Source organism: Brevundimonas sp., assembly GCF_046299595.1.
GTDB lineage: Bacteria > Pseudomonadota > Alphaproteobacteria > Caulobacterales > Caulobacteraceae > Brevundimonas.
In genome coordinates this window covers 1555884-1581404 of sequence record NZ_JBKBHQ010000001.1, presented here as the reverse complement: position 1 = coordinate 1581404, position 25521 = coordinate 1555884, and the positions used below count along the sequence as shown (strand labels likewise).

The following is a 25521-nucleotide window of genomic DNA, read 5'->3' as shown; positions in this document are numbered from 1 at the left end:
GACGGGTCCGTGAAAACGAAAAAGCAGGATGCGCCCTAAATCATCGCACGGCGAAATAAATGCAACGGGTCAGCCGCCCGCCACCAGCTCCGTCAGTGGCCCAGCAGCTCGCTGACAAAGGCGTCCAGATCACCGCCCTCGAACAGGAAGCCCGGTATGCCGGCACGCCGGGCCGCCTCCATGTCGGTGTCGCGGTCCCCGATCAGAAAGCTGCGCGACAGGTCGATGCCGTGCTCGTCTGCCGCGCGCAGGATCATGCCGGGGTTGGGCTTCCGCTCGGGGTGATCCTCGTGAAACCACTTCGGATCGCGCGCGCTCGGGTGATAGGGACAGGCATAGACCGCAGCGATCATGGCACCCCTGGCCGCCAGCTTTCGCACCACCAGATCGTTGAAGGCGTTCATGGTGGCCTCGTCGAACAGGCCCCTGGCCACGCCCGACTGGTTGGTCACCACCACCGCCATGTAGCCCGCACGGTTCAGCCGCGCCACGGCCCGCTCGGCACCGTGGACGAACTTCAGCTGCTCGGGCCGGTGCGGATAGCCGACATCCTCGATCAGCACCCCGTCACGGTCGAGGAACACCGCCGCGACGCTCACTGGCCCGCCTTTCCGATCTCGTCCCACATCATGACCAGATGATAGAGGCTGGACGCCGGAACGAAACCGTCGCGGCACGATCCGTCCTCGTAAAAATGGTCGCACCACAGGCCGGGCACGTCCGTATCGAGATGACTGTCCATCAGGGCGGCAAGCGTGCGCTCGGCCCGATCGCCCTGCCCGCGCACCAGATGGGCCTTGACCGCCTCGCACTGGCCCCACAGCCTGCGCCCCCGGTCCGTGACCTTGCAGGCCGGATTGATGGCGTCGAGCACGCGGCCCTGATCGTCGCACCCGTGCCGCAGCGCGCTGTCATAGAGCCGTTCGGCAATGGCCCCGTCCACATCGAGGCCTGCGGCCCTTGCCTGATGCAGCAGCCACACCCACTCGAAGTGATGGCCCGGCTCGATGATGTCGCCTTCGGGCGGCGGGCGCGGGCGCCAGTCGTCCTCGAAGAACTCGCGCAGCACGCCATGCCCGGCATCGAACAGGCGGGTGTTCATCAGGGCGATCACCCGAGCGGCCAGGCTGCGCCAGTGCTCTGGCGCGTCCGGGCCCTCGGCGCTCGCGGCCATCAGGGCCAGATAGGCCTCCAGCAGGTGCATATGCGGGTTCTGTCGCCGGGGCAGGGCTGGGGGCAGGCTCTCGTGCCAGCCCCCCGACGCGCTCGCCATGGCCTGATCCAGATAGCTCTGGGTCTGATGGGCCAGTGCCATCGCATCGGCCCGGCCCAGCACGCGCGCGCCGTGGCCCAGTGCGAACAGGACAAAGGCATGGTCATAAAGGTCGGGCCCAGCGCCCGCAGGCCGCCCTTGCGCATCGGTCGAGAACAGCCAGCGCCCGGCGCCCGCGTGGTGGCGCGCGATCATCTGGTCGAGACAGGCGCTGGCCAGGTCGCGCGCCTCGGGGTGCGCCTGCCGCGCGGCGGCGGTGCAGGCGACGAAAAGCTGGCGCGCCTGCACGCGGGTGCGCCGGTTCGCGCGAACATCGGGTACGCCGTCAAAGCCCAGCCGCTCGTGAAAGCGCCCCCTGAAGGGTCCCTCGCGCTCGATCCCGGCCCCCAGCCACAGGGGCAGGGCGGTGCGCCGCATCCAGTGATCGAAACGCAGGAAGACGCTCACCAGTGCTCCTGCTCTGACCAGAGCCCGGCTGCGCGCAGCTCCTGCGCCCGCGCGCGCGGCATGACCAGAACCCCCTGATCGGTGCTGATCACCACCATGTCCGTCAGGCCGATGGCCGTGACCGGAGGCCCGTCGCCCAGCACCACGCAGCCCGTGGACTCGCGCGCCGTCGCCCGCCCCGTGACCCAGTTTCCGGTGCCATCGCGCGCCGCGTGCCGCCACAGTCCGTTCCAGCAGCCCACGTCCCGCCACAAAGGATCGCAGCGCGCCACCAGCAGATCGTCCGAGCGCTCCATCACCGCCGTGTCGATGGAGACCGGCGCGCTCACCTGTGCGGGAGGAATCAGCACGGCGTCATCCCCGGCCCTCTCGCGCCGCGACCACAGCCGTGCGGCCTGATCGAGGATGTCGGGGGCATGGCGTGCAAGCGCGCGCGTGAACGCCCCGGCCTGCCCCAGGAACAGCCCCATGTTCCATGCCCAGCCGCCCTCGGCGATCATCTCCAGCGCCCGCGCCGCCGCCGGTTTCTCGACAAAGGCCTCGACGCGGGCGACGCCCGGCCCGGCCACAGCTCCGGCGCGCACATGGCCATAGGCGCTGCTGGCGTGATCGGGCGGACAGGCGAACAGACAGATGCGCGCCTCGTCCAGCAGGGGCGCGGCCGCCTCGATGGCACGCATCAGCACCTCGGGCGCCTCGATCAGATGATCGGCGGGCGTGATCAGCAGCGCATCGTGCGGGCGTGCCAGCGCGGCCACTGCGCAGGCCAGAGCCGTGCCCCCCGGCCCGCCCTCCATGATCAGGCCACTGATCGTGCGATCGCCGACCTGCTCGCGCACCACACCCTCATGCTCGCGGGCACAGAGGATCAGGGGCGGCTCGAAACGCTGCGGATCGCCGAAGCGCTCCAGCGTCGCCTGAAACAGGCTGGCCTGGGCACCGAAATGATGAAAGGGCTTGGGCCGGTCCATGCGTGACACGGGCCACAGGCGCTCGCCCCTGCCGCCGCAGAGGATCACCGGAACGATCCGCATCCTCGACCCCTCCGTCCCCGCACACCACCAGTCGCCATCATTAAGGAGGGTGCGCGTAATGGGCAAGCCGGGCGTTACCCTGCCACAGTCGGCAACCGCTTGTGATCGCCGTGGCAACGGCAAGGCTTGGCGAGCGGCCCTCGCGCTTGATAAAGGGCCGACAGCCATTCACTGCGCGCGCTGCCTGCGCGACGGGCCGGCAGCGCCCCGGCATCGCGCTTAAAGGTATCGCGCTCAAAGGTACCGGGCTCACGGGCTTCTACCGCCAGCGCCCGGAGCCTGCGCGCCGTCACCCGCACCCACCCCAGAGCCTCCATGACCCAGCCCGCACCGATCGCCTTCATCGACCTTCAGGCCCAGCGCCGTCACCTCGGCGAGCGCATCGACCGCGCGGTGATGGATGCCGTCAACTCCGGCCAGTGGGTCATGGGCCCTCAGGTCGCCGCCTTCGAGAAGGCGCTGGCCGCCTATTCGGACGTGCCCCATGCGCTGGGCTGTGCCAATGGCACCGATGCGCTGGTGCTGCCGCTGATCGCCTGGGCGGTGCGCACGGGCGATGCGGTGTTCTGCCCCTCCTTCACCTTTGCCGCCACCGCCGAGGTGGTGCCGTGGCTGGGCGCCGAGCCGGTGTTCGTGGACATCGATCCGGTCACCTACAACATGGACCCCGCCAGCCTGGAGGCGACCATCGAGGCGACGGTGCGCGAGGGGCGCCTGAAGCCGCGCGTGGTGATCGCCGTCGATCTGTTCGGCCAGCCCGCCGACTATCCTGCCATCCGCGAGATCTGCGATCGCCACGGCCTGCTGCTGATCGCCGATTCCGCCCAGGGCTTCGGCTGCACCCTGAACGGCCGGCACCCTGCCGCCTTCGCCGATGTGACCACCACCAGCTTCTTCCCCGCCAAGCCGCTGGGCTGCTATGGCGATGGCGGGGCGGTGCTGACGCGCGATGCGGGGCTCGCCGAGGTGATCGATTCTCTGCGCGTGCACGGCAAGGCGGTGGCGTCTGACCTTGCGGGGCGCAGCTTCGATCACGATCCCAAATATCTGAGCATGCGCATTGGCATGAACTCGCGCCTCGATTCCATCCAGGCCGCGATCCTCAGCGAGAAGCTGGCCATCTTCCCCGAGGAGATCGCCGCGCGAAACCGCATCGCGGCGCGCTACAGCGAGGGCCTGCGCGCCCATGTCGCCGCCGTGCCCGGCGTGATCGCGGGCGGCATCTCGACCTGGGCCCAGTACACCATCGAGCACGAGGACCGCGACGCGCTCGCCGCGCACCTCAAGGCCGAGGCCATTCCCACGGCGGTCTATTATCCCGTGCCCATGCACCGCCAGCCCGCCTATCAGCGCTTTGGCGCGCACGCACACCTGCCGGTAACGGACGCGGCGGCCGCGCGGGTCATCAGCCTGCCCATGCATCCCTATCTGGCCGAGGCCGATCAGGACCGCATCATCGACGCCATCGCCCGTTTCGGAGGCCGCGCATGAGCCAGACAGCTCCCCTGAAGGCCGGTGTCGCCGGTGCCGGTGTCATGGGCCGCAACCACGCGCGCGTGCTGTCCGAGATGCGCGATGTCGAGCTGACGCACATCTTCGATCCCGATGCCGTGGTCGGACGCGGCGTGGCCGATGTCTATGGCGCGCAGGCCGTCAGCGATCTGGACGCCTTCATTGGTGCCGGTCTGGACTGTGCGGTGATCGCCACGCCCAACCGCACCCATGCTGACCTCGGCGTGCGGCTGCTGGAGAGCGGCGTGCACCTGCTGGTGGAAAAGCCCATCGCGGCGGACCTGGAGGGCGCGCGCAGGCTCATCGATGCGGCCCGCGCCCATGACCGGGTGCTGATGGTCGGCCATGTGGAGCGCTTCAACCCCGCCGTCGAGACCGTGCGCCGCGCCATTGCCGATGACGACATCATCTCGATCCAGATCACCCGCGTCGGCCCGTTCCCGCCGCGCATGGGCGAGGTCGGCGTGGTCATCGACCTGGCCGTGCACGACATCGACATCATCCGCCACCTGACCGGCTCCGAGATCACCGAGGTCCAGCCCCAGCTCGCGCGCACGCGGGCCGAGCGCGAGGACACGGCCCTGCTGCAATTCCGCACCGAGGCGGGGGTGATCGCCCACATCACCACCAACTGGGTCACGCCCTACAAGACCCGCACCCTTCAGGTGGCCACGCGCCAGAAGTTCGTGGTCGCGGACCTGATCACGCGCCAGGTGACCGAGTATTTCGGCTATGCGGCCGACGGCTCCTATTCGACGCGCACGCTCAACAGCTGGCCCGCCGAGCCCCTGCGCCTCGAGCTTGAGGCCTTTGCCGAATCCATCCGCACCGGCAAGGCCCCGCCCGTCACCGGCGAGGACGGCCTGAAGAACCTCGAGGTGGCCCTGCGCTGCCTGGGCGGACAGCCCGCCTGACGGCTCTGCTAAGCGCCCGCGCGCGTGCCCGCCAAATAGCGGCGCGCTTAGTAGCCCGTTAACCCGCGCCCGGCATGGTCGTTAACGGTCGGGAGCCGTGCGTCCGCACGCGCGCTCGCCCGATTCGGCAACCGAGAGCGGCGCAAGCATGAAACCTGCCAAGATCATCGTGATCGCCATCGCCGCCGTCTGCGCGATCGGTCTGGCCTTCGTGGTGCGCATGATGGGCTCGGGCTCACCCGCCAGCCCCGCGTCCGCCACGGCCCCCGCCGAGGTTCGGCCCATGGCGCGTGTCCTGGTGGCGCGCACCGATCTGGCGCCGGGCAGCCGCATCACCGACCGCGACCTGGAGTGGCGCGACTGGCCGGTGGACGGGCTCAACCCCACCTTCATCACCGACGGCACCGTGCCACTTCCCGGCAGCGAAAGCGCCGAAGCGCCCGCCGCAACCGCAGAGGCCGGCGTCGAGGGCGGCGTCGAGGGTCAGGCCCGCACCGCCATCCAGCGCGGCACCGAACGCCTGACCGGCGGCGGCGTGCGCGGCAACTATATCGGCGCGGTCGTGCGCGAGGCCTTCGTGGCCGGAGAGCCCATCGTCGAGCGCAAGATCGTGCGCGCGGGCGACAGCGGCTTTCTGGCCGCCTATCTGGAGCCGGGCATGAGAGCCATGGCCATCCGCGTCAATGTCGAGACGGCCGCCGGCGGCTTCATCCTGCCGGGTGACCGGGTGGACGTGATCCTCAGCCGCGAGACCAATCTGGGCAACATCGGGCTGGAGGGCGCAGGCCAGCGCAGCCGCTTCACCTCCGCCACCGTGCTTCAGAACGTCAAGGTGCTGGCCATCGACCAGACCACGCGCACCGAGGATAACGCCCAGAGCGTCATCGGCGCCACCGCCACCCTGGAGCTGAGTCCGCGCGATGCCGAGGCCCTGGCGCTGGCCCGCTCGGAGGGCGAGCTGTCGCTGGTGCTGCGCTCCTATGCCGATACCGCCGGGCCGTCGGGCCGCGTGTCTGCTCCCAGGGCCGAGGCCCGCGCCGTGCGCGTCTATCGCAACGGCGAAACCGATGTGGTGGTCGTGCCATGAGCCGTATTCGCGCCCTTCGCTCCTGTGCCCTGGTCGGAGGCCTTCTGGCCGCCCTTGCGCTCGCGCCGCTCACCGCCGGGCCTGCCGAGGCCCAGTCCAGCGTGCGCCTGTCGACCGGTGCGTCGGGCCAGAGCATCACCCTGCCGCGCGGGCGCTCCTCGACCATTGATCTGCCTGCCGATGCGCGCGACGTCATCATCTCGAACCCCACCGTGGCCGAGGCGATCCTGCACACGCCGCGCCGCATCACCCTGGTGGGCCTTGCGCCCGGCGAGGCCGATGCGGTGTTTCTCGATGCGGCCGGACGCACCATCCTGTCGCTGAACGTGCGCGTGGACGCGGGCACGGCGGCGCTGAGCGACACCCTTCGCCGCGTCATGCCCGGATCGAACATCCAGGCCGAGGCCGTCAACGAGAGCATCATCCTCACCGGCCATGCCCTGAACAATGCCGAGGCCGATCGCGCCGTGTCGCTGGCACGCCAGTTCGTCTCCTCGCCCGAGCGTGTGCTGAACCTCATCACCGTGGCCGGCTCCGATCAGGTCACGGTGCGCGTGCGCGTCGTCGAGGTGCAGCGCACCGTCATCAAGCAGCTCGGCTTCGACATCGACGCCCTGGTCCAGAACGCCGCCGACGGCTTTTCCTTCTCGCTCGGCTCCACCTTCGGCGTGAACGCCGGTCAGGTGGGCGGGGCCAACATCGGCTACACCAACCCCGGCTCGACCAACCTCACCACCAATCTGCGCGCCTTCGAGCGGGTGGGGCTGGTGCGGATGCTGGCCGAGCCCAATCTCACCTCGGTGCACGGCGAGAGCGCCAGCTTCCTGGCGGGCGGAGAGTTCCCCGTTCCGGTGGGCCGCGACCGCGAAGGCAACATCCTGGTCGAGTTCAAGCCCTACGGCGTCTCGCTCGCCTTCCGCCCCATGGTGATGAGCGAAGGGCGCATCTCGCTGCAGATCTCGGTCGAGGTCTCCGAGCTGAGCACCCAGGGCGCCCTGACGCTGGGCGCGGGCACGCCCAATGCCCTGACCCTGCCCGGCCTGACCGTGCGGCGCACCCAGAACACCGTCGAGATGCCTTCGGGCGGCGCCATGATGATCGCGGGCCTGTTGCAGGAGAGCACGCGCCAGAACATCGACTCCCTGCCCGGCATCACCAACCTGCCCGTGCTCGGCACCCTGTTCCGCTCGCGCGATTTCCTCTCGGGCGAGACCGAGCTGGTCGTGATCGTCGAGCCCTACATCGTCTCGCCCACCGCGCCGGGCCGCCTTCAGACCCCCGCCGACGGGCTGCGCATCGCCTCCGACAGCCAGACCCTCCTGTTCGGACGGCTCAACGAGGCTTACGGCGCACCGCGCACCGCGCCGGGCGCGCCCGCGCCCGCCTGGCACGGCCCCGTGGGCTATGTGATCGAATGAGGAACCGCTTGATGCGCGCACCCGTGGCCACCCTCGCTGTTCTCGGTGCCCTCGTGACGGGGGCGCTTGGCGCTTGCACCACGCCTTCCAGCGGCGGCGGCGTGCCCCCGCTCAATCCGGTCTCGCGCTTCGTGCTCCAGGTCGAGCCGGGCCTCGATCGCATCGCCCTGGCCGTTCACGATCAGGGGCTGTCCGCCAACCAGCGCCATGCCCTCGACCAGCTCGTGTCGCGCTTTGCCGCCCACGGCGCGCCCTATCTGGTGGTCGAGACCCCCGCCGGGGCCGATCCGTCCGCCTCGCGCATGGCCTGGGAGGTGCAGAGCTATCTCATCAGCACCGGCGTGCCCGCCGAGCGCGTGCGCGTGGCCGGCTATCACGCTCCCGATCCGCGCGCGCCCGTTCTGGCCAGCTTCGAGGTGCTGCGCGCTCATGTGCCCGACTGCTCGCAGCAGTGGACCAATCTTACCGCCACGCGCGACAACGGCGGCTACGCGGCGTTCGGCTGTGCGGTCAGCGCCAATCTGGCCGCCCAGATCACCAATCCGCGCGACATCATCGAGCCGCGCGCCATGACCGCACCTGACGGCGGGCGGCGCACGGTGGTCATCGACCGCTATCGCACCGGCGAGGTGACATCGGCCCAGCGCGAGCCGGGCGTGGGCGATCAGGTGGCTCAGGCGGTCCAGTGATGACGGTGGCATTGAGGGAGAAGGCGGCATGAGCAGACCTCCGGGCGCAGCCGCTAACCATATTCTGGACGACTTCGACGACGACGCCCTCGGCTTCGACGCCCTGGACGAATTTGCTCCGCTCGATGCCAGTGGCTCGGCCCTGTCCTCCCGCCATGGTGCGCCCGCGCCCTTCGGCCAGGGCGCCCCTGCACCCCATGCGCACGCACAGCCCGACGCGCGCGCGCCCGGCCAGCCCCTGCGCTTCACCGCCCCGCCCGATGCCGCCGCCGCACACCGGGCGCAGGGCGCCGCGGGTCTCGATCCCGAGCTGGACGGCGATCCCTACAGCCACATTCCCGCCGATCCCCTTGAGGACCATGCGCCCATCGCTCCGGCCGGGGCTCCCGCAGCCTCTGGCGGCCTGCACGCCTCGGGGGCTGCGACCCTGAACGTGCCCGCCCACCCTGAGCCCGCGCACAGTCCTCCCGCCTACAGCCCGCCAGCCCACACTGCGCCCGCGCACAACCCGCCCGCCTTCAATCCCGTCGGCGAGCTGGTGGCCAGCGCCAGCCAGCGCCTTGCCGACGTTTCGGTGCCGCGCATCACCATCCACATCTTCGCCGAGCGTCAGGACACCCTGGCAGCGGCCGACCGCGCCGGTCAGGACCGCCGGCTCTCGCGCGCCACCACCCAGATCCGCGTCGGCGGCATCGAGGGCGCCATCGAGACCTATGCCAGCGAGCCCACCCCGCCGCTGATCATCGTCGAATGCCTCGCCCCGCCCATGGAGCTGCTGGCCCAGGTCGACCGTCTCGCCGAGGTCTGCGACATGGGCACCAAGGTGGTGGTGATCGCAGGCGTCAACGACATCATGCTCTATCGCGAGCTGATGCGCCGGGGCGTGTCCGAATACATGGTCGCGCCGGTCCAGCCGCTGCAGCTGATCGAGGCCATCGGCGGGCTGTTCTCGGACCCCAGCCGCCCCTTCACGGGCCGCTCCATCGCCTTTGTCGGCGCGCGCGGCGGCTCGGGTTCCTCGGCGGTGGCGCACAACACCGCCTATGCCCTGTCCGAGAAGATCGGCGCCAACACCGTCATCGTCGATTACGACCTGCCCTTCGGCACCGCCGGGCTCGACTTCAACCAGGATCCCATCCACGGCGTCGCCGACGCGCTGGGCCAGCCCGACCGTCTGGATGCGACCTTGCTCGACCGCATGATGGTCCGGTGCAGTGAGCGCCTCAGCCTGTTTGCCGCGCCAGCCTCGCTCGATGGCGACTGGGATGTCTCGCCCGACGCCTTCGAGGAAGTCACCAGCCGCATCCGCACCACCGCGCCCTTCGTGGTGCTGGACCTGCCGCACCTGTGGTCGGGCTGGATGCGCCGCACGCTGATCTCGGCCGACGAGGTGGTCGTGGTCGCCACGCCCGACCTGGCCGCCCTGCGCAATGCCAAGAACATGGTCGATCTGGTGCGCCAGTCGCGCCCCAACGATGCGCCCCCGCGCCTGGTGCTCAATCAGGTCGGCATGCCCGGCCGCCCCGAGATTCCGGCCAGGGACTTCGGCGCGGCGCTCGGCATCCATCCGGCCATGATCATTCCCTTCGACGCCAAGCTGTTCGGACAGGCGGCCAACAACGGCCAGATGGTGCTGGAGGCCAATGCCAAGTCCAAGGCCGCCGAGGCCTTTGTCACCCTCGCCCAGATCGTCTCGAACCGCGAGCTGCCCCAGCTCGGCGGCCCCGCCGCGCCGCGTGCCAAGGGCTCCCTGTTCGGCAAGCTGTTCAGCCGCAAGAAGGGATAGGCCGCCTCCGTGTTCGGCAAGCGCACCACGCCGGGGACCGCCCCGCTCCAGCCGACGCCCGCCCCGGCAGCCAGAGCGGCCGCTCGCCCTGCACCGCCGTTTGGCGCGGATGCGCCCGAGCCGGTGAGCGCCGACGCCTTCGCCTCTGCCACAGTCAGGACCGAGACAGGAGCCGAGCCGCACGGCGACGCCAGAGCAGGTGCCAGAGCGGGTGCCGGAGCGGGAGCCAGCGCCCTTTCAGGTCGCATGGATGCCCTGGCCGAAAAGTCCGAAAGACGCCCCGGTCACGAGCCGCGCCCGGCCACCTCCGGCCCTTCCGGTCCCGGCCCGCGCGTCACGCCGGGACTGGAACAGCTCAAGAAGGCCCAGACGGTCGCCAAGATCGTCAGTGAACAGAGCGACTACTACCACGCCACCAAGACGACCATCTTCAACGCCCTGATGAACACCATCGACCTGGCCCAGCTGGCCCAGCTCGATGCCAAGGCCGCGTCCGAGGAAATCCGCGACATCGTCGCCGAGCTGGTGGCGATCAAGAACGTCTCCATGTCGGTGGCCGAGCAGGAGCATCTGGTTCAGGACATCGTCAACGATGTGCTGGGCTATGGCCCGCTGGAGCCGCTGCTGGCGCGCGACGACATCGCCGACATCATGGTCAACGGTGCCGGGCGCGTGTTCATCGAGGTGGGCGGCAAGGTCCAGCTGACCAATGTGCGCTTCCGCGACAACGCCCAGCTGATGAACATCTGCCAGCGCATCGTCAGTCAGGTCGGACGGCGCGTGGACGAAAGCTCGCCCATCTGCGACGCGCGCCTGCCCGACGGCTCGCGCGTCAACGTCATCGCCCCGCCGCTGGCGCTGGATGGTGCGACCCTGACGATCCGCAAGTTCAAGAAAGACAAGCTCACCATGCGCAACCTGGTGGAGTTCGCCTCCATCAGCCCCGAGGGCGCGCGCGTGCTGGGCGTGATCGGCGCGTGCCGGTGCAATGTGCTGATCTCGGGCGGCACGGGGTCGGGCAAGACGACGCTGCTCAACACCCTGACGGCCTTCATCGACCCGACCGAGCGCGTCATCACCTGCGAGGACGCCGCCGAGCTTCAGCTGCAGCAGCCCCACGTGGTGCGCCTCGAGACCCGCCCGCCCAATCTGGAAGGCCAGGGCCAGATCACCATGCGCGATCTGGTCAAGAACTGCCTGCGCATGCGGCCCGAGCGCATCATCGTCGGCGAGGTGCGCGGGCCCGAGGCCTTCGACCTGCTCCAGGCCATGAATACCGGCCACGACGGCTCCATGGGCACCTTGCACGCCAACAGCCCGCGCGAGGCGATCAGCCGCCTCGAATCCATGATCACCATGGGCGGCTATGGCCTGCCCTCCAAGACCATCCGCGAGATGATCGTGGGCTCCATCGACGTGATCATCCAGGCCGCGCGCCTGCGCGACGGCTCGCGGCGCATCACCCACATCACCGAGGTCGTGGGGCTGGAAGGCGACGTCATCGTCACCCAGGACCTGTTCGTCTACGAGATCACCGGCGAGGACGAGCACGGCCGCGTCATCGGTCGGCACCGCTCGACCGGCATCGCCCGCCCGCGCTTCTGGGACCGCGCCCGCTACTACGGGCTGGAGCGCGAGCTGGCCGAAGCCCTGGACGCGGCGGAATAGCCATGCTGGAGCTGCTCGCCGCCCTGCTCGGTTTCATCACCATCGCCAGCCTCGGTTGGGTGTTCGTGGGCGGGGACAGCTCGTCCGAGCGGGCGCTGAAGCGCGCCGAAACCTTCACCGGCCCGCGCGCCGCCGCCCGGGCCAAGGCCACGCGCGCTGCCGCCAACACGCCCGAGGCGCGGCGCCGGGCCATCGTCAGTCAACTGAAGGAAGTCGAGCGCAAGGAGCGCCGCGCCCGCGTCACCATATCGGCGCGCATCCGTCAGGCGGGCCTGGCGATGAGCGTGCGCACCTTCTGGATCATCAGCGCCTCTGCGGGCCTGATGGCCGGTGCGCTGGCCATGCTGCTGGGCCTCTCGCCGCTGCTGGCCGCAGGTCTGGGCCTGATCTTCGGCCTTGGCCTGCCGCGCTGGGTGCTGGGCTTTCTGGGCAAGCGGCGCATGAAGAAGTTCTCGCTGGAGTTTCCCAACGCCGTCGACGTGATCGTGCGCGGCATCAAGTCGGGCCTGCCCGTGCACGACTGCTTCAAGATCATCGCCCGCGAGAGTCCCGCCCCGCTCGGCCCAGAGTTCCAGCGCCTGGTCGAGGGCCTGAGTGTCGGCATGACGCTGGGCCAGGGCCTCGACCGCATGTTCGAGCGCATGCCCACGCCAGAGCTGCGCTTCTTTGCCATCGTCATCGCCATCCAGCAGAAGACCGGCGGCAATCTGGCCGAGGCGCTCGCCAACCTGTCCACGGTGCTGCGGGCGCGGCGCATGATGGGCGAGAAGATCAAGGCCCTGTCCTCCGAGGCCACGGCGTCGGCGGCCATCATCGGCTCCCTGCCCCCGGCGGTGATGATGCTCGTGATGATCACCACCCCGGCCTACATGCTGCTGATGTTCACCGACATGCGCGGTCAGGTGATGATGATGGGCTCTGCGATCTGGATGGCCATGGGCATCTTTGTCATGAAGAAGATGATCTCGTTCAAGTTCTGATGGGCAGGCCACGATGAGATCACACACCACAGGACAGGGGAGGCGCTGATGGACTGGATGCGCTTTCTCACCAATCCGCAGAACCTGCTGGCCATCGCCGTGGCCGTGTTCACCTTTGCCACGGTCATGACCCTGCTGGGCACCCTGACCCAGGGCGCGAGCCTGGAGCGGCGCATGAAGGCCGTCTCGGTCCGGCGTGAAGAGCTGAAGCGCCGGTCGCGTCAGGCCATCGCCCAGTCCGGCTCCTCGCTGCGCCAGAGCGACGAGGGCTTCAAGAAGCGCGTGGTCGAGCGCCTTCAGCTCAGCCGCTATCTCGAAGATCCCAAGGTGGCCGACAAGATGGCCATGGCCGGTTTCCGGGGCCAGCAGCCCCTGACCGCCTTCTATTTCTTCCGCTTTGCCGCCCCGTTCGTCATGATGGCCTTTGCGGCCTTCTATGTGTTCGTGCTCAACGATTTCGGCCTGCCGCTGATGTCGCGCGTCGCCATAGTGTTCGGCGCCTTCATGGCCGGCTTCTACGCGCCGAACCTCTATCTGGAGAACCGCATCCAGAAGCGGCGCCAGTCCATCGTGCAGGCCTTTCCCGATGCGCTGGACCTGCTGCTGATCTGCGTGGAATCGGGCATGTCCATCGATGCGGCCATCCAGAAGGTCAGCCAGGAGATCGGCGGCCAGTCCATCGAGCTGGCTGAAGAACTGTCCCTGCTGTCGGCCGAGCTGTCCTATCTGCCCGAGCGGCGCAGCGCCTATGAGGGTCTGGCCAAACGCACCAACCATCCGGGCGTCAAATCGGTGGCCACGGCCATGATCCAGGCCGAACAGTACGGCACGCCGCTGGGCAATGCGCTGCGCACCATGGCCAAGGAGAACCGCGACCTGCGCCTCTCTGCCGCAGAGAAGAAGGCTGCCGCCCTGCCCGCCAAGCTGACCGTGCCGATGATCGTGTTCTTTCTGCCGGTGCTGTTCGTGGTCATCCTCGGCCCGGCGATCATCAAGATCCAGGACATCAACAACTAGGCCGGCAACAGGGGCGATCAGGCGCACGACCGGACGAGCGCCGCGCGTCAATCCTCCCTGAAATCCGCAGCTTCTGTGCGCTGGATGGCAATCTTCGCGCATCGCTTCTGGCGCGGGCCACGCTTGGGGTGCCCCTTCGGCATGGGAGAGCGCGCAAGGCCTTCGCAGCTTGTGTGCCTGAGGCGGCGCGAGAGGTGCGGGGCACTTTCTGGCCCCTGTCGAAAGCAGGGGTGTCCGCTCTGGCGTCAAGGCCGCCGGAGCGCCCGCCGGCAGCGAAAGCGCAAGTTCGTGAAGAGCGAGCCGCGCCTGGCCACCGCAAAACCTCCCGCGGTCAGATCAAGGGCGCGCGCCGAAACGGTCCCTCGCCTCAACATCCGGGCGCGTGCACCGGTCCGGCCGGACTCTCCCGCCCCCCCGCTGGTCCAGCGCCCGCGGGGCCGCACCCGCAGGCGCATCAGAAACGGCGCGGTCAGGAACCGGCCACGGACTCCCAGGTGCGCACCCCGGCGTTCATCCGCGCGCGGATCCACTGCAGGTTCTGTTCGGCCTGTTCGGGCGGCAGATCACGGCGCAGCAGGGCTTCCGCCTCGCCGATCTTGCCCTGAAGGCCGAGCACCAGCGCCAGATTGAGCCGGACCTGAAGGGTGTGGCCGGGCTGGGCGACGGCGCGGCGCAGGATCGTCTCGGCCTCCGTCGCCTGGCCCTGGGCGGCCATGGCCATGGCCACATTGCTGAGCACGGCGGGATTGTCGGGCGACAGCACCAGCGCCTGGGTCCAGGCGGCGCGGGCATCGTCATTGCGGCGCACCTGATCATAGGCGACGCCCAGATAAGACCAGACGCGCCAGTCGCGCGGGTCGAGATCGCGGGCCCGCTCCAGCGGTGCGATGGCATAGAAGCCCTGGCCGCGCGCGATGTGCAGGCGGCCCAGCTCCATCAGGGCACCGCCGTGGTCGGGCTCATACACGCGAAAGGCCTCGATGGTCTCGACCCCGGCATCGTGCTGGCCGAGCTGGCGCAGCGACGAGGCCAGACCCAGCACCGCCTCGGCATCGCGCGGATTGATCTCCACCTCGCGCCGCCACATGACCGAGCGGGTCAGGGGCTCAAGACGCGCCCAAGTGGCCCGCTCGGCGGCCGAAGAAGCGGCGGGCAAGGCTTGCGTCTGGGCCGGGGCCTGCCCTGCCCCCCCGGCGGCCGCCTGGGCTGCGGTGCGGTTGGCATCGCGGTTGCCGAACGGCCAGGCCGTCGCCTCGCCCGCTGCGCTCACGCCTGCGATGCAGGCCAGCACCAGCGGGGTGATGAGAGCGCGACTGTTCAGACGACGGCGGGCCATGGGCGATCCTCGCTAGCCATTTCTGCCCGAGCCTTGCGTGATTTGCGTCAATCCTTGGTTAATCAGGGTAAATGGCCAAAGCCGTGCCCGCTGCGCTATGAAAGCCTTCATGAACACCTCGCCTCACGCCCCGATCCCTGAACTGGTCTCTGCCCTGGCCGACGATTTCGACACCGGCCTTGTCGACGCCGATCATATGGCCCGCGCCGATCAGGCCGTCCCCCTTCACCCGGTCAGGCCGGACGATCTGGACGGCCTCGATGCGCGCACCCGCGATCTGGCCCGCACGCGCGGATTTTCAGCCCGGCCCGGCGAGATTCTCGAAGTCTGCGGCGAAGACGGCCTGCCTGCCCGCGTTCTGTTCGGCCTGCCCGCCGATGGCGCCGCTGGCGGTCCGCTCGCCTCCGCCCGCAGCCTCAGCACTCGCCTCAGCCCCGGCACCTATCGGCTGGAAGGCGCGACGCGCGATCAGGCCGGGGCAATCGCGCTTGGCTTTGCGCTGGGCCACTACCGCTTCGATGCCTTCCGCCGCACCCGTCCTGAGAGCAGCCCGCGCGCCGCCCTGCTGATCGAGGACGCGGCGCTTCTTTCCGAAACGCGCACCATCGCCCGCGCCTGTGCCATCGCCCGCCAGATGGTCGATGCCCCGCCCAATCACATGGGCCCCGCCGAGATCGAGGCCGCCGCACGCGCCATTGCCGGGCAGCACGGTGCGGACATTTCAGTCGTCACCGGCGATGCACTGCTGGAGCAGAACTACCCGGCGGTCCATGCCGTGGGCCGTGCCGCCACACCGGCGCGCGCGCCGCGCATCATCGAGATGCACTGGAACGCGAACGCCTCTGACCTTCCCCTGCTGGCGCTGGTCGGAAAGGGCGTGGTGTTCGATTCCGGCGGTCTCGACATCAAGCCCGCCGCCGGGATGCGCAACATGAAAAAGGACATGGGCGGCGCGGCCCATGCCCTGGCGCTGGCCTGGCTGGTCATGACCCTGCGCCTGAAGGTGCGCCTCGTCGTTCTGGTGCCTGCGGTCGAGAACGCCATCTCGGGCGAGAGCTTCCGCCCCGGCGACATCATCGGAACGCGCAAGGGCCTCAGTGTCGAGATCGGCAACACCGATGCCGAAGGGCGCGTGATCCTGTCCGATGCGCTGGCGCGCGCCGACGAGCTTTCGCCGGACCTGACGCTGGACTTCGCCACCCTGACCGGCGCGGCGCGCATCGCGCTGGGGCCGGAACTGGTGCCGCTCTACAGCGATGACGAGGCGCTGGCGCAAGGTCTGATCGAGGCCGGGCGAGAGGTCGCCGATCCCCTGTGGCGCATGCCCCTGTGGCCCGGCTATCGCAGCGCCATCGAGCCGGACATCGCCGACCTGCGCAACGACTCCGCCGACTGGGCCCAGGCGGGCTCGGTCATGGCCGCCCTTTTCCTGCAACGCTTTGCGCCAGAGCGCGGCTGGGCGCACATGGACATCTTCGCCTGGAACCCGCGTGCGCGTCCCGGCCATCCCGCAGGCGCCGAGGCCCAGGGCCTGCGCGCCTGCGCGCTCATGCTGATGCAGCGTTTCGGCCAGTATTAACCGGGCCTTTGCCCCCCTCGGCTATGAACGGAGCGTGAGCCTGGACGATCTGATCCCGCCCCTGCCCCTGACGAGGGGCGACCGCGCCCCGCTTCGCTTCGAGGGCCTCATTGCGGGCGTCCGCTTCGTGCCCACCCGGCACCACCGCATCACGCGGCCGGGCCTCGCGCTGCACGACGAGAGCGGCCCGGTCGACGAGATGGCCGCCCATGAGCTGTTCGAGGTTCTGGAGACGGACGGCGCGCGCGCTTTCGGCCAGAACCTGCGCACCGGCCTGATCGGCTGGTGCGAGGCTTCGGGGCTGGCTCCCTTTGATGGCAACTGGAGCGAACCCCTGCCCGAGCTTCTGCGCCCCGTCCCTGCGGCCCTCGACGTGGCGCGCGCGTGCCTCGGCCGGCCCTTTGTGCGCGGCGGGCGCGGACAGGCGGGCTTCGATGCCGCCGGCCTGATCCGCCATGTCGCCTTTGCGCGGGCCCGCAGCGCCATCGGCCCGCTGGCGCACATGACCGCGCACACGGGCGATGTGGTGAGCGAAGCGCCCCGCCCCGGCGATCTGGTGTTCTTCGACGATCACGCAGGCGTGCTGGACGACGCGGGCGCGCTCATTCATCCGTGCGAGATGCACGGCGCGGTGCTGGCAGAGCCTCTGGCCCGGATATGCGAACGGCGCGGACCCGTCAGGATCACGCGCCGTCTCTAGCTCTGCCCGGATCGGGTCTTTACTGCGTCGGCTGGGCCGGTGCCGTGGCCTGTTCTGGTGCGGTCTCGGCGATGCCTTCGCTGGCGGTCTGGTCGACGTCGGAGCCGGGCGCCACGGCCGGATCGGGCTCGGCCTCGCCCTCGGGCTGCGGCTGGCGGGCCGGATCGGGTGCGGGGATCGGATAGCCGCCCGAGCCCTGCTGGCGCAGATAGGCGATCAGATTGACGCGCTCTTCGGTGTTGCGGATGCCCGCAAACGACATGCGCGTGCCGCGGATGTGACGGTTCGGCGCGGTGATGAACAGGTCCAGCTCGTCATAGGTCCAGACCGGGGCGCTGCCCGCGTGCTCGCGAAGCGCCGGTGAATAGTCGAAGCCGGCGTTGTTGCCGACCCCGCCGCCGACGATGCCATACAGGTTCGGACCGATGCCGTCCGCCCCGCCCGCATTTATCGTGTGACAGGCGACGCAGCGCGCATAGGCGCGCTCACCGGCGGCCAGATCGGCGATCGGCAGCACCGTACCCCAGTCCGGCGGCAGCTCGACGCTGGCGCCCGCGCCCGCTTCTTCCTCGGGCACATCGATGAAGTAGCCCATCTTCTCGGGCTTGCTGGTGTGAAAAACGAGGCCCGAGACCTCATTGACCACCAGAATGGTGAAGACGGTGGCCAGACCGGCACCGAAAATCTTGTTCCACTTCAGATCGCCGCTCATAAATCCGGATCTCTAATGGGTGCCCGGCCGGGCCGGGAAGGTTGCTTGGCTGTGGCTGTCATACACGCTGGCGCGACCTTCGCAACCGTGACGAAGGGTGTCCCGGCGTCGCAGCCTTGCGAAGGGCACCCATCCATGACCACAAGTGCCCGGCCAGGCACACCCGCAACCTTGCCCACATCCCTGCACCCGCCCCGTGAAAGCCATGTCTTCAGAGCCGATCGTCCTCATCCCCGCCCGCATGGCTGCCACGCGCCTGCCGGGCAAGCCGCTGGCCGACATCGAGGGCGTGCCCATGATCGTGCGGGCCGTCGCCATGGCCGCGAAGAGCGGCTATCGGGTCTGTGTCGCCGCCGGAGACGCCGAGATCGTCGAGGCCGTGCGCGAAGCCGGCTTTGAGGCCTGCCTGACCGACCCGGCCCTGCCGTCGGGCTCGGACCGTATTCTGGCGGCCCTGCACCAGATCGACCCGGGCGCGCGCCATGACACCGTCATCAATCTTCAAGGCGACATGCCCTTTGCCCCGCCATCTGTGACGCTCGCCTGCGCCGCGGTGCTGGCCGATGACAGCGGCTGCGACATTGCCACCCTGATCGCTCCGCCCGCGGGCGATGACGACCGCAACAACCCGGACGTGGTCAAGGCCATCATGGCCATGGAGCCGGGCTCCGGGCGAGGGCGCGCGCTCTATTTCACCCGCGCGGCGCCTTACCATGAAGTGCCCGTGTGGCGGCACATCGGCATCTATGGCTATCGGCGCGCGGCGCTCGAGGCCTTCTGCGCCGCGCCGCCCTCCGCGCTTGAGCGGGCCGAGCGGCTGGAACAGCTGCGCGCGCTGGAGATGGGCCTCGTCATCAAGGCCGCCGTGATCGAGGCCGCGCCGCTATCCGTCGACAATCCCGCCGATCTCGAAGCCGCCCGCGCCGAGGCCCGCAACAGGGTCTGATCTGTCGCTCGCCCCTGAACCACAAACCTGCCCCAACTGTGTTATAGGAGCGCGCGCCTCACCTTTCGCGCCGCCACGGAAAGTCCGCCCTTGAGCCTCAGCCTCGATATCGCCCACGCCTCTCGCCCGGTGCCCGCACCGGCCCCCGTGAACCTGACCGGTCTCACGCGCGAGGGCCTGCGCCAGACGCTGATCGACCATGACATCTGCCCGCCCGAAAAGGCGCGAATGCGGGCCAGCCAGGTCTGGCGCTGGATCCACCATTACGGCGTCACCGACTTTGGCCTGATGAGCGATGTGGCCAAGGACACCCGCGCGAAGCTGGCCGAGGCCTTCACCCTCGCGCGGCCCGAGATCGTTGAGCGGCAGGTCTCCAGGGACGGCACGCGCAAATGGCTGATCCGCACCGCGCCGGGCATCGAGATCGAGACGGTGTTCATCCCCGACGTGGCCCGCTCGGGCGCGCTGTGCGTGTCCAGCCAGGTCGGCTGCACCCTGAACTGCACCTTCTGTCACACCGGCACCCAGAAGCTGGTGCGCAATCTGACGGCCGCCGAGATCGTGGCCCAGGTCCAGGTCGCGCGCGACGATCTGGGCGAATGGCCCAGCCCCAAGGAAGACCGGCGCCTGTCGAACATCGTCTTCATGGGCATGGGCGAGCCGCTCTACAATCTCGACAATGTGGCCGACGCCATCGACATCATTGCCGACGGCGAGGGCATCGCCATCTCGCGCCGCCGCATCACGGTCTCGACCTCGGGCGTGGTGCCGATGATCCCCGAGCTGGGCGAGCGCACGGGCACCATGCTGGCCATCAGCCTGCACGCCACCCGCGACGAACTGCGCGACGTGCTGGTGCCCCTGAACCGCAAGTATCCGCTCGATCAGCTCATGGCCGCCATCCGCGCCTATCCGGGCCTCGGCAATGCGCGGCGCGTCACCTTCGAATACGTCATGCTCAAGGGCGTCAACGACAGTCTGGACGAGGCCAAGGCCCTCGTGAAGCTGATCGGCGGCATACCGGCCAAGATCAATCTGATCCCGTTCAACCCCTGGCCCGGCACCGACTATCAGTGCTCGGACTGGAAGACCATCGAGGCCTTTGCCGCCGTGCTCAACCGTGCCGGATACGCCAGTCCGATCCGCACCCCGCGCGGCCGCGACATCCTGGCAGCCTGCGGACAGCTCAAGTCCGAGAGCGAGAAGGTCCGCGCCAGCGCCCTTCGCAAGGCCGCGCAGGCCCCGGCTGTCTCGCCTGAGGCCAGTTCCCCTGAAATGTGAGCGCCCTTGCGGCTTGACGGGGCTTTAATGCAAACAGGCTAGAGCCGACCTGCCCTCGCCCTTCACGCCCCGAACCCACAAGGTCTCATGGACCCAGCCACCCTCGTTCCCGACCTGTCGAGCCCGGAAATCCAGGCCTTTGCGACGGGCTTTCCCCTGACCTTGCTGCACGCAGGGATCACCATCCTGCTTCTGGCCGTCGGCGCGACGCTCTATGCGCTGCTGACGCCCTGGAAGGAGATCGCGCTGATCCGCGAGGGCAACGCCGCCGCCGCCGTGGCCTTTGCAGGCGTTCTGCTGGGTCTGGCCATTCCGCTGGCCGTCTCTCTGGCCGTATCCACCTCGGTGCGAGACATCGCCATCTGGGGCGTGGCGACCATCGTCTTGCAGCTTCTGGCCTTTCGCGTCGTCGATGTGTTGCTGACCGGCCTGCCCCAGCGCATCCAGGACGGCGAGGTGCCCGCAGCGGTGCTGCTGGTCGGTGCCAAGCTGTCCACCGCGCTCATTCTCGCCGCCGCCCTGACCGGCTGAGGGAACGGCAAGCACCATGCGCCTGCCGGACTGGCTGATCTATCTGATCGTCATCGCCGCCATTCTCGGGGCGTCCCTGGCCCGGCGCGAGAATGCCGAGGCACCCCCCGCTCCGCCCCAGCCCGAGGGCGTCGAAGGCGCCCTGCTCGGCCCCATCACGCCCTTTGATCCCACCGTGGTGGTCGAAGCGCCGCCCGCACCCTTCCAGCCCTCCATGGGCACGGCCTTCTCGATTTCCGCCGATGGCCGCTGGCTGACCGCGCGCCACGTGGTCGAGGGCTGTCGCCAGACCGCGCTGGTGGTTGGCTCGAACCGCGCCGTGGCGGCGGATGTGCGCCTAGCGCCCGGTGCCGACATCGCCCTGCTGATCACAGAGGGCGGCCCCATGGCCATGCCGGTCGTGATCGACGAGCCGCTGCGCGAGGGCCAGAGGGCCTTTCACCCCGGCTTTCCTCAAGGCCGCCCCGGAGAGGTTACCTCGCGCCTGCTGGGCCGCGAGACCCTGCGCATCATGGGGCGCGGCGCGCGCGACGAGCCTGTGCTGGCATGGGCGGAAGTGGGCCGCACCAGTGGCCTCGGCGGCACCCTGGCGGGGCTGTCGGGCGCGCCTGCGGTGGATCGTCAGGGCCGCGTCATCGGCGTGACCGTCGCCGAAGCCCCCCGGCGCGGTCGCATCTACACTACAGCGCCCGAGACCCTGACACCGATCCTGCGCGGGGCGACCCGGCGCGGCGAGCGCGCGACCGGAGAGCCTGTCACCATCGAGAACTATGGCCGGGTCGCCGACAGCCTGCGCCGCGACCTGCGCGTGGCCCAGGTCGTGTGCCTGTCGAACTGAGGCGCGAGAGCCTCAGCGCGGACGCCCGAAGGTCTCGATCCATTCGCGGTAATGGCGCTCGATCTCTGCCTGATCCGCAGTGCGGATAAAGGATCCAAGCTGGGAATACAGCTGGCGCGCGAGACTGTCTCCGGCTTCGGCAGAGAGCCGCGCATAGGCGATGCCCCGCTCGATCTCGGCATCGCCGCCCTGGCCCAGCAGGTACATGACCGCCAGGCCGCGCATGGCATGGGCCGAGCTTCGCTCGGGGCGCACCGCGGCGCGCCGGTACCATTCGCGCGCAGCGGCCTCGTCCACCGGGCCGCCCTCGCCATTGACCAGCATCACGGCCATGGAAATCTCGCCCTGGATGTCGCCGCCCTCGGCCGAGCGCCGCACATAGTCACGCGCCAGAACGGCATTGGCCTGAACGCCCTCGCCCTCCAGCAGGGCCATGCCCACGCGCCACTGTGCCAGATGCGAGCCCGCATCGGCGAGGCGCTTGTGAAGCTGATAACCCTGAACGGGATCGCGCTCGTTGATGTACCAGGCGGCCTCGAGGCCCGCCTCCTCATCGCTCTGTGCCAGCCGCCATGCCGCCTCGACCTCGGCGGCCGTGACAGGGCCTTCGCCGCTCTGGGCCATGGCCGCAGAGCCAGCCCCCAAGGCCGCGGCGAGGGCCACGGCCAAAGCCATCGCCGCACCCGCCGCAGGCAGACGCCCGATCCGCACCGATAAACGCTTCATGGCACACTCCGCCCGACACAACCGCCGGAAGAGAGCATCACTCACGCAGGCGGGCGCTGTCCAGATCAAGATCGCTCAGCGCAATCACCTCGAGATCGGGATAGAGGCGACGCAGTTCGTCGATGAACTGGCTGGCATCGCCCACGATCACCAGGCTTGCACCGGATGCAGGCAGGCGGCGCATGGCGGCATCGCGGATCTGCGCGGGCGTGACCGCATTGACCGAGGCGCCATAGGTCGCGATCTCGGACATGGGCCGGTCGTTGAGCGCATAGGTCGAGACCACCGCACCCAGCCCGTTCACCGTCTCCAGCGAGCGGCTCATGGAGCCGATCAGGGTCGCCCGGCGCGGCGCCAGCTCGTCCTCGGTCGGAAGCGAGGTCGACAGGCGCTCGATCTCGGCCAGCATCAAGCCCGCAACCTCGGCTGCGGCATCGTTGCGGGTCTGGGTCGAGGCCATCAGGGTGCCGCCCTGGCGATAGACGCTGAGCGAGGAGCGCGCGCCATAGGACAGCCCGCGGTTGATGCGGATCTCCTGATTGAGGCGGGCCGAGAAGCCGCCGCCCATCAGGGCATTGCCCAGGAGCAGCGGGTAATAGTCCGCATCGTCGCGCGTCACGCCGCGCATGGCGACGACGACAGCGGCCTGACCGGCACCGGGCTGGTCGATGACGATGACGCGCGGTGCCACGGGCGCGCCCGCCGCATAGCTGACAGTGGCAGGGGCACCGGGTGCGTCGCGCCAGTCGCCGAACAGACGTTCGGCCAGCGCAAAGGCCTGCTCGGGCTCGATGTCGCCCGAGAACACCAGAGTGGCGCGCGAGGGCTGCACATGGGCACTGTGAAAACCGGCCACATCATCGCGGGTGATGCGCGTGACGGAGTTAATGGTGCCGTTGCCCGGACGGCCATAGGGCGCATCGCCAAACACCGCGCGCGCGGCGGCCAGCGAGGCGACGTTGCCCGGCTGGGTGAGCGAGACACGCAGGCCGTCGAGCACCTGGGCGCGCTGACGCTCCAGCTCGGCCTCGGCAAAGCTGGCGTTGCGCACCACCTCGGCCATCAGGCCCGCGGCGCGGTCGAACACGCTGGCTGGCGCACTGGCAAAGACATTGACGAAATCGGCACCCGAGCCTGCGCCCAGCGAGGCCCCGAGCTGCTCGACCGAGGCGGCGATCTCGGGCGCGCTCATGGTGTCGGTGCCCTGGGTCAGCAGGCTCGCCATCAGGCCGGCGGTGCCCTCACGGCCCTCGGGATCATCGCGCGTGCCTGCCGAGAAGCTGAGGCGCGCAGACACCAGCGGCACATTGCGCGTCGGTGCCACCAGAACCCTCATGCCGTTGGCGAGGCGGCGCTCGCTGATCGAGGGCGTCAGCGCTTCGGGCGCGGGACCGGGCTGGGGCAGAGGCGTGCGCTCGCCCTCGGGCAGCAGGGTCACCAGCGGGCCTTCGGGGGCCAGATCGGCGACGGTGATGGGCGCGGGCACGTTCACGGGCTGGACCGAGACGGGGTTGCCTTCCGACGCGGCCAGATAGCGGATGGTGATGGTGCGGTCGGCGCGCAGATACTGGCGGGCCACGCGCTGCACATCGGCCACGGTGACCGCCTGAATGGCGGCCGGGTCGAGATCGGCGGTGCGCGCCTCGCCCGTCATGATCAGGGCGGTGCCCAGAGCCATGGCGCGCTGCTCCACGGTCTCGCGCTGGCGCAGCAGGGCGGCGATCAGTTCGTTCTTGGCCTCGTCGAGTTCCGCGGCGGTGACCGGCTGGGTCGAGAAGCGCTCGACCTCGGAGGCGATGGCGGCGATGCCTTCCTCGGGCGTGCGGCCCCCGGCCATGATCGCATAGGCCGACAGATAGCCCGCCTGCTGGTTGAAGGTGGCCGAGGAACTGGTCGCTGCGGCCAGCTGGGTGTCATAGACCAGCGAGCGATAGAGTCGCGAGGACTCGCCCGTCGACAGAATGCCGTCCAGCACCTCGAGCGCAGCACGGTCCGGGTGGCCATAGGGCACGGTCGGCCAGGCCAGCACCACGGCGGGCAGCGGCACGTTGGGCGCATGGAAGGTCGCCTCGCGCGGCCCGGTCACGGGCTCCTCGACGTTGTGGGTCGGGATCGGGCGGTCGGGGCGCTCGATGAGCGCGAAATAATGGTCGATCCAGCGATCAAGCTGGGCCTGACCGAAATTGCCCGCCACGATCAGAATGGCGTTGTCGGGCCGATAATAGGTCTCGTGAAAGCGGCGCACGTCCTCCAACGTCGAGGCCTCCAGATCCTCGATGGAGCCGATGCCCGCGCGGCGGTAGGGATGCTCGGTGAACACGGTCTGGGGCACGAACAGGCCGAACAGGCGGCCATAGGGACTGGCGAGGATGCGCTGGCGATATTCTTCCTTCACAACGTCGCGCTCGGTGACGAAGGCTTCCTCGTCCACGACCAGCGAGCCCATGCGCTCGGCCTCGGCGAACAGCATCCGCTCCAGATGGTTGGCGGGCACGGACTCGAAATAGGCGGTCATGTCAGACGCGGTGAAGGCGTTGTTCGAGCCGCCCACGTCCTCGGTCAGCCGATCGAAGGTTTCGGGCGGCAGGTTGCGCGTGGACTTGAACATCAGGTGCTCGAACAGGTGCGCAAAGCCCGAGCGTCCCTGCGGATCGTCCTTCGAGCCGACCCGGTACCAGACCTGGACCGAGACATTGGAGGTCGAGGTGTCGCGCAGGGTGTAGACCTCGAGCCCGTTGGCCAGCTCGCGGCGCTGGAAGCCCAGCGGCGGCACGACCACGCCCGAGCCTTGCGCGCTTGCAACAGAAGCACTGCCAGAAGCGAGCGCCGCCGTGGTCAGGGGGGCCATGGGCGAGAAGGCGACCGCCATGGCTGCCGTGGCGCAGACCAGACGCTTCAGCCAGGGCGCACCCGATGCAAGCCCCCCCGAATGCTCACGGCGCCCTGCGCGGTTTTCAGCTCGATTGATCATGGTCATGCCCCCGGGTGTGTGTCGGCTGGCCCTTTGGCCGCATTTCGCCCCCAGCCTAGCAGGGCGAAAGCCCGCT

The 25521-nt window shown here is 69.3% G+C and carries 22 protein-coding genes; 15 read left to right on the top strand and 7 right to left on the bottom strand.

Translation table 11 applies throughout. The features are described from left to right. Positions 1 to 92: 92 nt before the first annotated feature. The 3 genes from ACK4E3_RS07820 to ACK4E3_RS07810 are packed head-to-tail and all read right to left on the bottom strand — an operon-like array spanning position 93 to position 2754. Positions 93 to 599, bottom strand: a complete 507-nt coding sequence (locus ACK4E3_RS07820; protein WP_409698779.1) for a D-glycero-alpha-D-manno-heptose-1,7-bisphosphate 7-phosphatase — start codon at positions 597 to 599, stop codon at positions 93 to 95. Beyond that, positions 596 to 1720, bottom strand: a complete 1125-nt coding sequence (locus ACK4E3_RS07815; protein WP_409698776.1) for an AGE family epimerase/isomerase — start codon at positions 1718 to 1720, stop codon at positions 596 to 598. The genes ACK4E3_RS07820 and ACK4E3_RS07815 overlap by 4 nt, the downstream gene beginning before the upstream one ends. Beyond that, on the bottom strand, positions 1717 to 2754 hold the full coding sequence (locus ACK4E3_RS07810) for a mannose-1-phosphate guanylyltransferase (RefSeq protein WP_409698773.1): 1038 nt from the start codon (positions 2752 to 2754) through the stop codon (positions 1717 to 1719). The genes ACK4E3_RS07815 and ACK4E3_RS07810 overlap by 4 nt, the downstream gene beginning before the upstream one ends. 315 nt (positions 2755 to 3069) lie before the next feature. Here ACK4E3_RS07810 and ACK4E3_RS07805 point away from each other — a divergent pair, with 315 nt between their 5' ends. The 9 genes from ACK4E3_RS07805 to ACK4E3_RS07765 all read left to right on the top strand — a co-directional run bounded on the left by ACK4E3_RS07805 (position 3070) and on the right by ACK4E3_RS07765 (position 13825). Beyond that, complete coding sequence (locus tag ACK4E3_RS07805) at positions 3070 to 4245, top strand: DegT/DnrJ/EryC1/StrS family aminotransferase (protein WP_409698770.1); 1176 nt, start codon at positions 3070 to 3072, stop codon at positions 4243 to 4245. Then, positions 4242 to 5180, top strand: coding sequence for a Gfo/Idh/MocA family oxidoreductase (locus ACK4E3_RS07800; protein WP_409698767.1), 939 nt, complete (start codon positions 4242 to 4244; stop codon positions 5178 to 5180). Before ACK4E3_RS07805 ends, ACK4E3_RS07800 begins: the two co-directional genes overlap by 4 nt. 148 nt (positions 5181 to 5328) lie before the next feature. Continuing rightward, on the top strand, positions 5329 to 6267 hold the full coding sequence (gene cpaB / locus ACK4E3_RS07795; protein ID WP_409698764.1) for a Flp pilus assembly protein CpaB: 939 nt from the start codon (positions 5329 to 5331) through the stop codon (positions 6265 to 6267). After that, on the top strand, positions 6264 to 7685 hold the full coding sequence (locus ACK4E3_RS07790) for a type II and III secretion system protein family protein (protein ID WP_409698761.1): 1422 nt from the start codon (positions 6264 to 6266) through the stop codon (positions 7683 to 7685). Before cpaB ends, ACK4E3_RS07790 begins: the two co-directional genes overlap by 4 nt. 11 nt (positions 7686 to 7696) lie before the next feature. Further along, positions 7697 to 8374: a CpaD family pilus assembly protein gene (locus ACK4E3_RS07785; protein WP_409698758.1), complete on the top strand. Its 678-nt coding sequence runs from the start codon at positions 7697 to 7699 to the stop codon at positions 8372 to 8374. Positions 8375 to 8402: 28 nt separating this feature from the next. Further along, positions 8403 to 10160, top strand: a complete 1758-nt coding sequence (locus tag ACK4E3_RS07780) for a CpaE family protein (protein WP_409698755.1) — start codon at positions 8403 to 8405, stop codon at positions 10158 to 10160. 9 nt (positions 10161 to 10169) lie between these two features. Beyond that, positions 10170 to 11828 (top strand): CpaF family protein, encoded by a 1659-nt coding sequence (locus ACK4E3_RS07775; protein ID WP_409698752.1) that lies wholly within the window; start codon positions 10170 to 10172, stop codon positions 11826 to 11828. A gap of 2 nt (positions 11829 to 11830) precedes the next feature. Further along, the gene (locus ACK4E3_RS07770; protein ID WP_409698749.1) at positions 11831 to 12808 is read left to right on the top strand and encodes a type II secretion system F family protein; all 978 of its coding nucleotides are present in this window, start codon (positions 11831 to 11833) and stop codon (positions 12806 to 12808) included. 48 nt (positions 12809 to 12856) lie between these two features. Next, positions 12857 to 13825, top strand: coding sequence for a type II secretion system F family protein (locus tag ACK4E3_RS07765; protein ID WP_409698746.1), 969 nt, complete (start codon positions 12857 to 12859; stop codon positions 13823 to 13825). Positions 13826 to 14294: 469 nt separating this feature from the next. On the opposite strand, the gene ACK4E3_RS07760 is transcribed toward ACK4E3_RS07765, so the two are convergent. Next, positions 14295 to 15161: a tetratricopeptide repeat protein gene (locus ACK4E3_RS07760; RefSeq protein WP_409698743.1), complete on the bottom strand. Its 867-nt coding sequence runs from the start codon at positions 15159 to 15161 to the stop codon at positions 14295 to 14297. A 109-nt stretch (positions 15162 to 15270) separates the two neighbouring features. Between ACK4E3_RS07760 and ACK4E3_RS07755 the strand changes: the two genes are divergently transcribed. Both ACK4E3_RS07755 and ACK4E3_RS07750 read left to right on the top strand, forming a co-directional pair. Next, positions 15271 to 16740, top strand: coding sequence for a leucyl aminopeptidase family protein (locus tag ACK4E3_RS07755; RefSeq protein WP_409698740.1), 1470 nt, complete (start codon positions 15271 to 15273; stop codon positions 16738 to 16740). 34 nt (positions 16741 to 16774) lie between these two features. After that, positions 16775 to 17440, top strand: a complete 666-nt coding sequence (locus ACK4E3_RS07750; protein WP_409698737.1) for an NlpC/P60 family protein — start codon at positions 16775 to 16777, stop codon at positions 17438 to 17440. 19 nt (positions 17441 to 17459) lie between these two features. Here ACK4E3_RS07750 and ACK4E3_RS07745 read toward each other — a convergent pair whose 3' ends face one another. Then, positions 17460 to 18152: a c-type cytochrome gene (locus ACK4E3_RS07745; RefSeq protein WP_409698734.1), complete on the bottom strand. Its 693-nt coding sequence runs from the start codon at positions 18150 to 18152 to the stop codon at positions 17460 to 17462. A 205-nt stretch (positions 18153 to 18357) separates the two neighbouring features. Between ACK4E3_RS07745 and ACK4E3_RS07740 the strand changes: the two genes are divergently transcribed. From ACK4E3_RS07740 to ACK4E3_RS07725, 4 genes are all read left to right on the top strand, one after another. Beyond that, positions 18358 to 19098, top strand: coding sequence for a 3-deoxy-manno-octulosonate cytidylyltransferase (locus ACK4E3_RS07740; RefSeq protein ID WP_409698731.1), 741 nt, complete (start codon positions 18358 to 18360; stop codon positions 19096 to 19098). 90 nt (positions 19099 to 19188) lie between these two features. Further along, on the top strand, positions 19189 to 20379 hold the full coding sequence (gene rlmN, locus ACK4E3_RS07735) for a 23S rRNA (adenine(2503)-C(2))-methyltransferase RlmN (protein WP_409698728.1): 1191 nt from the start codon (positions 19189 to 19191) through the stop codon (positions 20377 to 20379). 87 nt (positions 20380 to 20466) lie between these two features. Next, positions 20467 to 20910 (top strand): DUF350 domain-containing protein, encoded by a 444-nt coding sequence (locus tag ACK4E3_RS07730; RefSeq protein WP_409698725.1) that lies wholly within the window; start codon positions 20467 to 20469, stop codon positions 20908 to 20910. Between the two features lie 16 nt (positions 20911 to 20926). After that, a complete protein-coding gene (locus ACK4E3_RS07725; protein ID WP_409698722.1) occupies positions 20927 to 21748 on the top strand; it encodes a serine protease in 822 nt (273 codons plus the stop codon). A gap of 12 nt (positions 21749 to 21760) precedes the next feature. Here the strand turns inward: ACK4E3_RS07725 and ACK4E3_RS07720 are convergent, their stop codons facing one another. Both ACK4E3_RS07720 and ACK4E3_RS07715 read right to left on the bottom strand, forming a co-directional pair. Then, the gene (locus ACK4E3_RS07720) at positions 21761 to 22474 is read right to left on the bottom strand and encodes a tetratricopeptide repeat protein (RefSeq protein WP_409698719.1); all 714 of its coding nucleotides are present in this window, start codon (positions 22472 to 22474) and stop codon (positions 21761 to 21763) included. A gap of 37 nt (positions 22475 to 22511) precedes the next feature. Continuing rightward, positions 22512 to 25445, bottom strand: a complete 2934-nt coding sequence (locus ACK4E3_RS07715; protein WP_409698716.1) for a M16 family metallopeptidase — start codon at positions 25443 to 25445, stop codon at positions 22512 to 22514. Between the last annotated feature and the right edge of the window lie 76 nt (positions 25446 to 25521).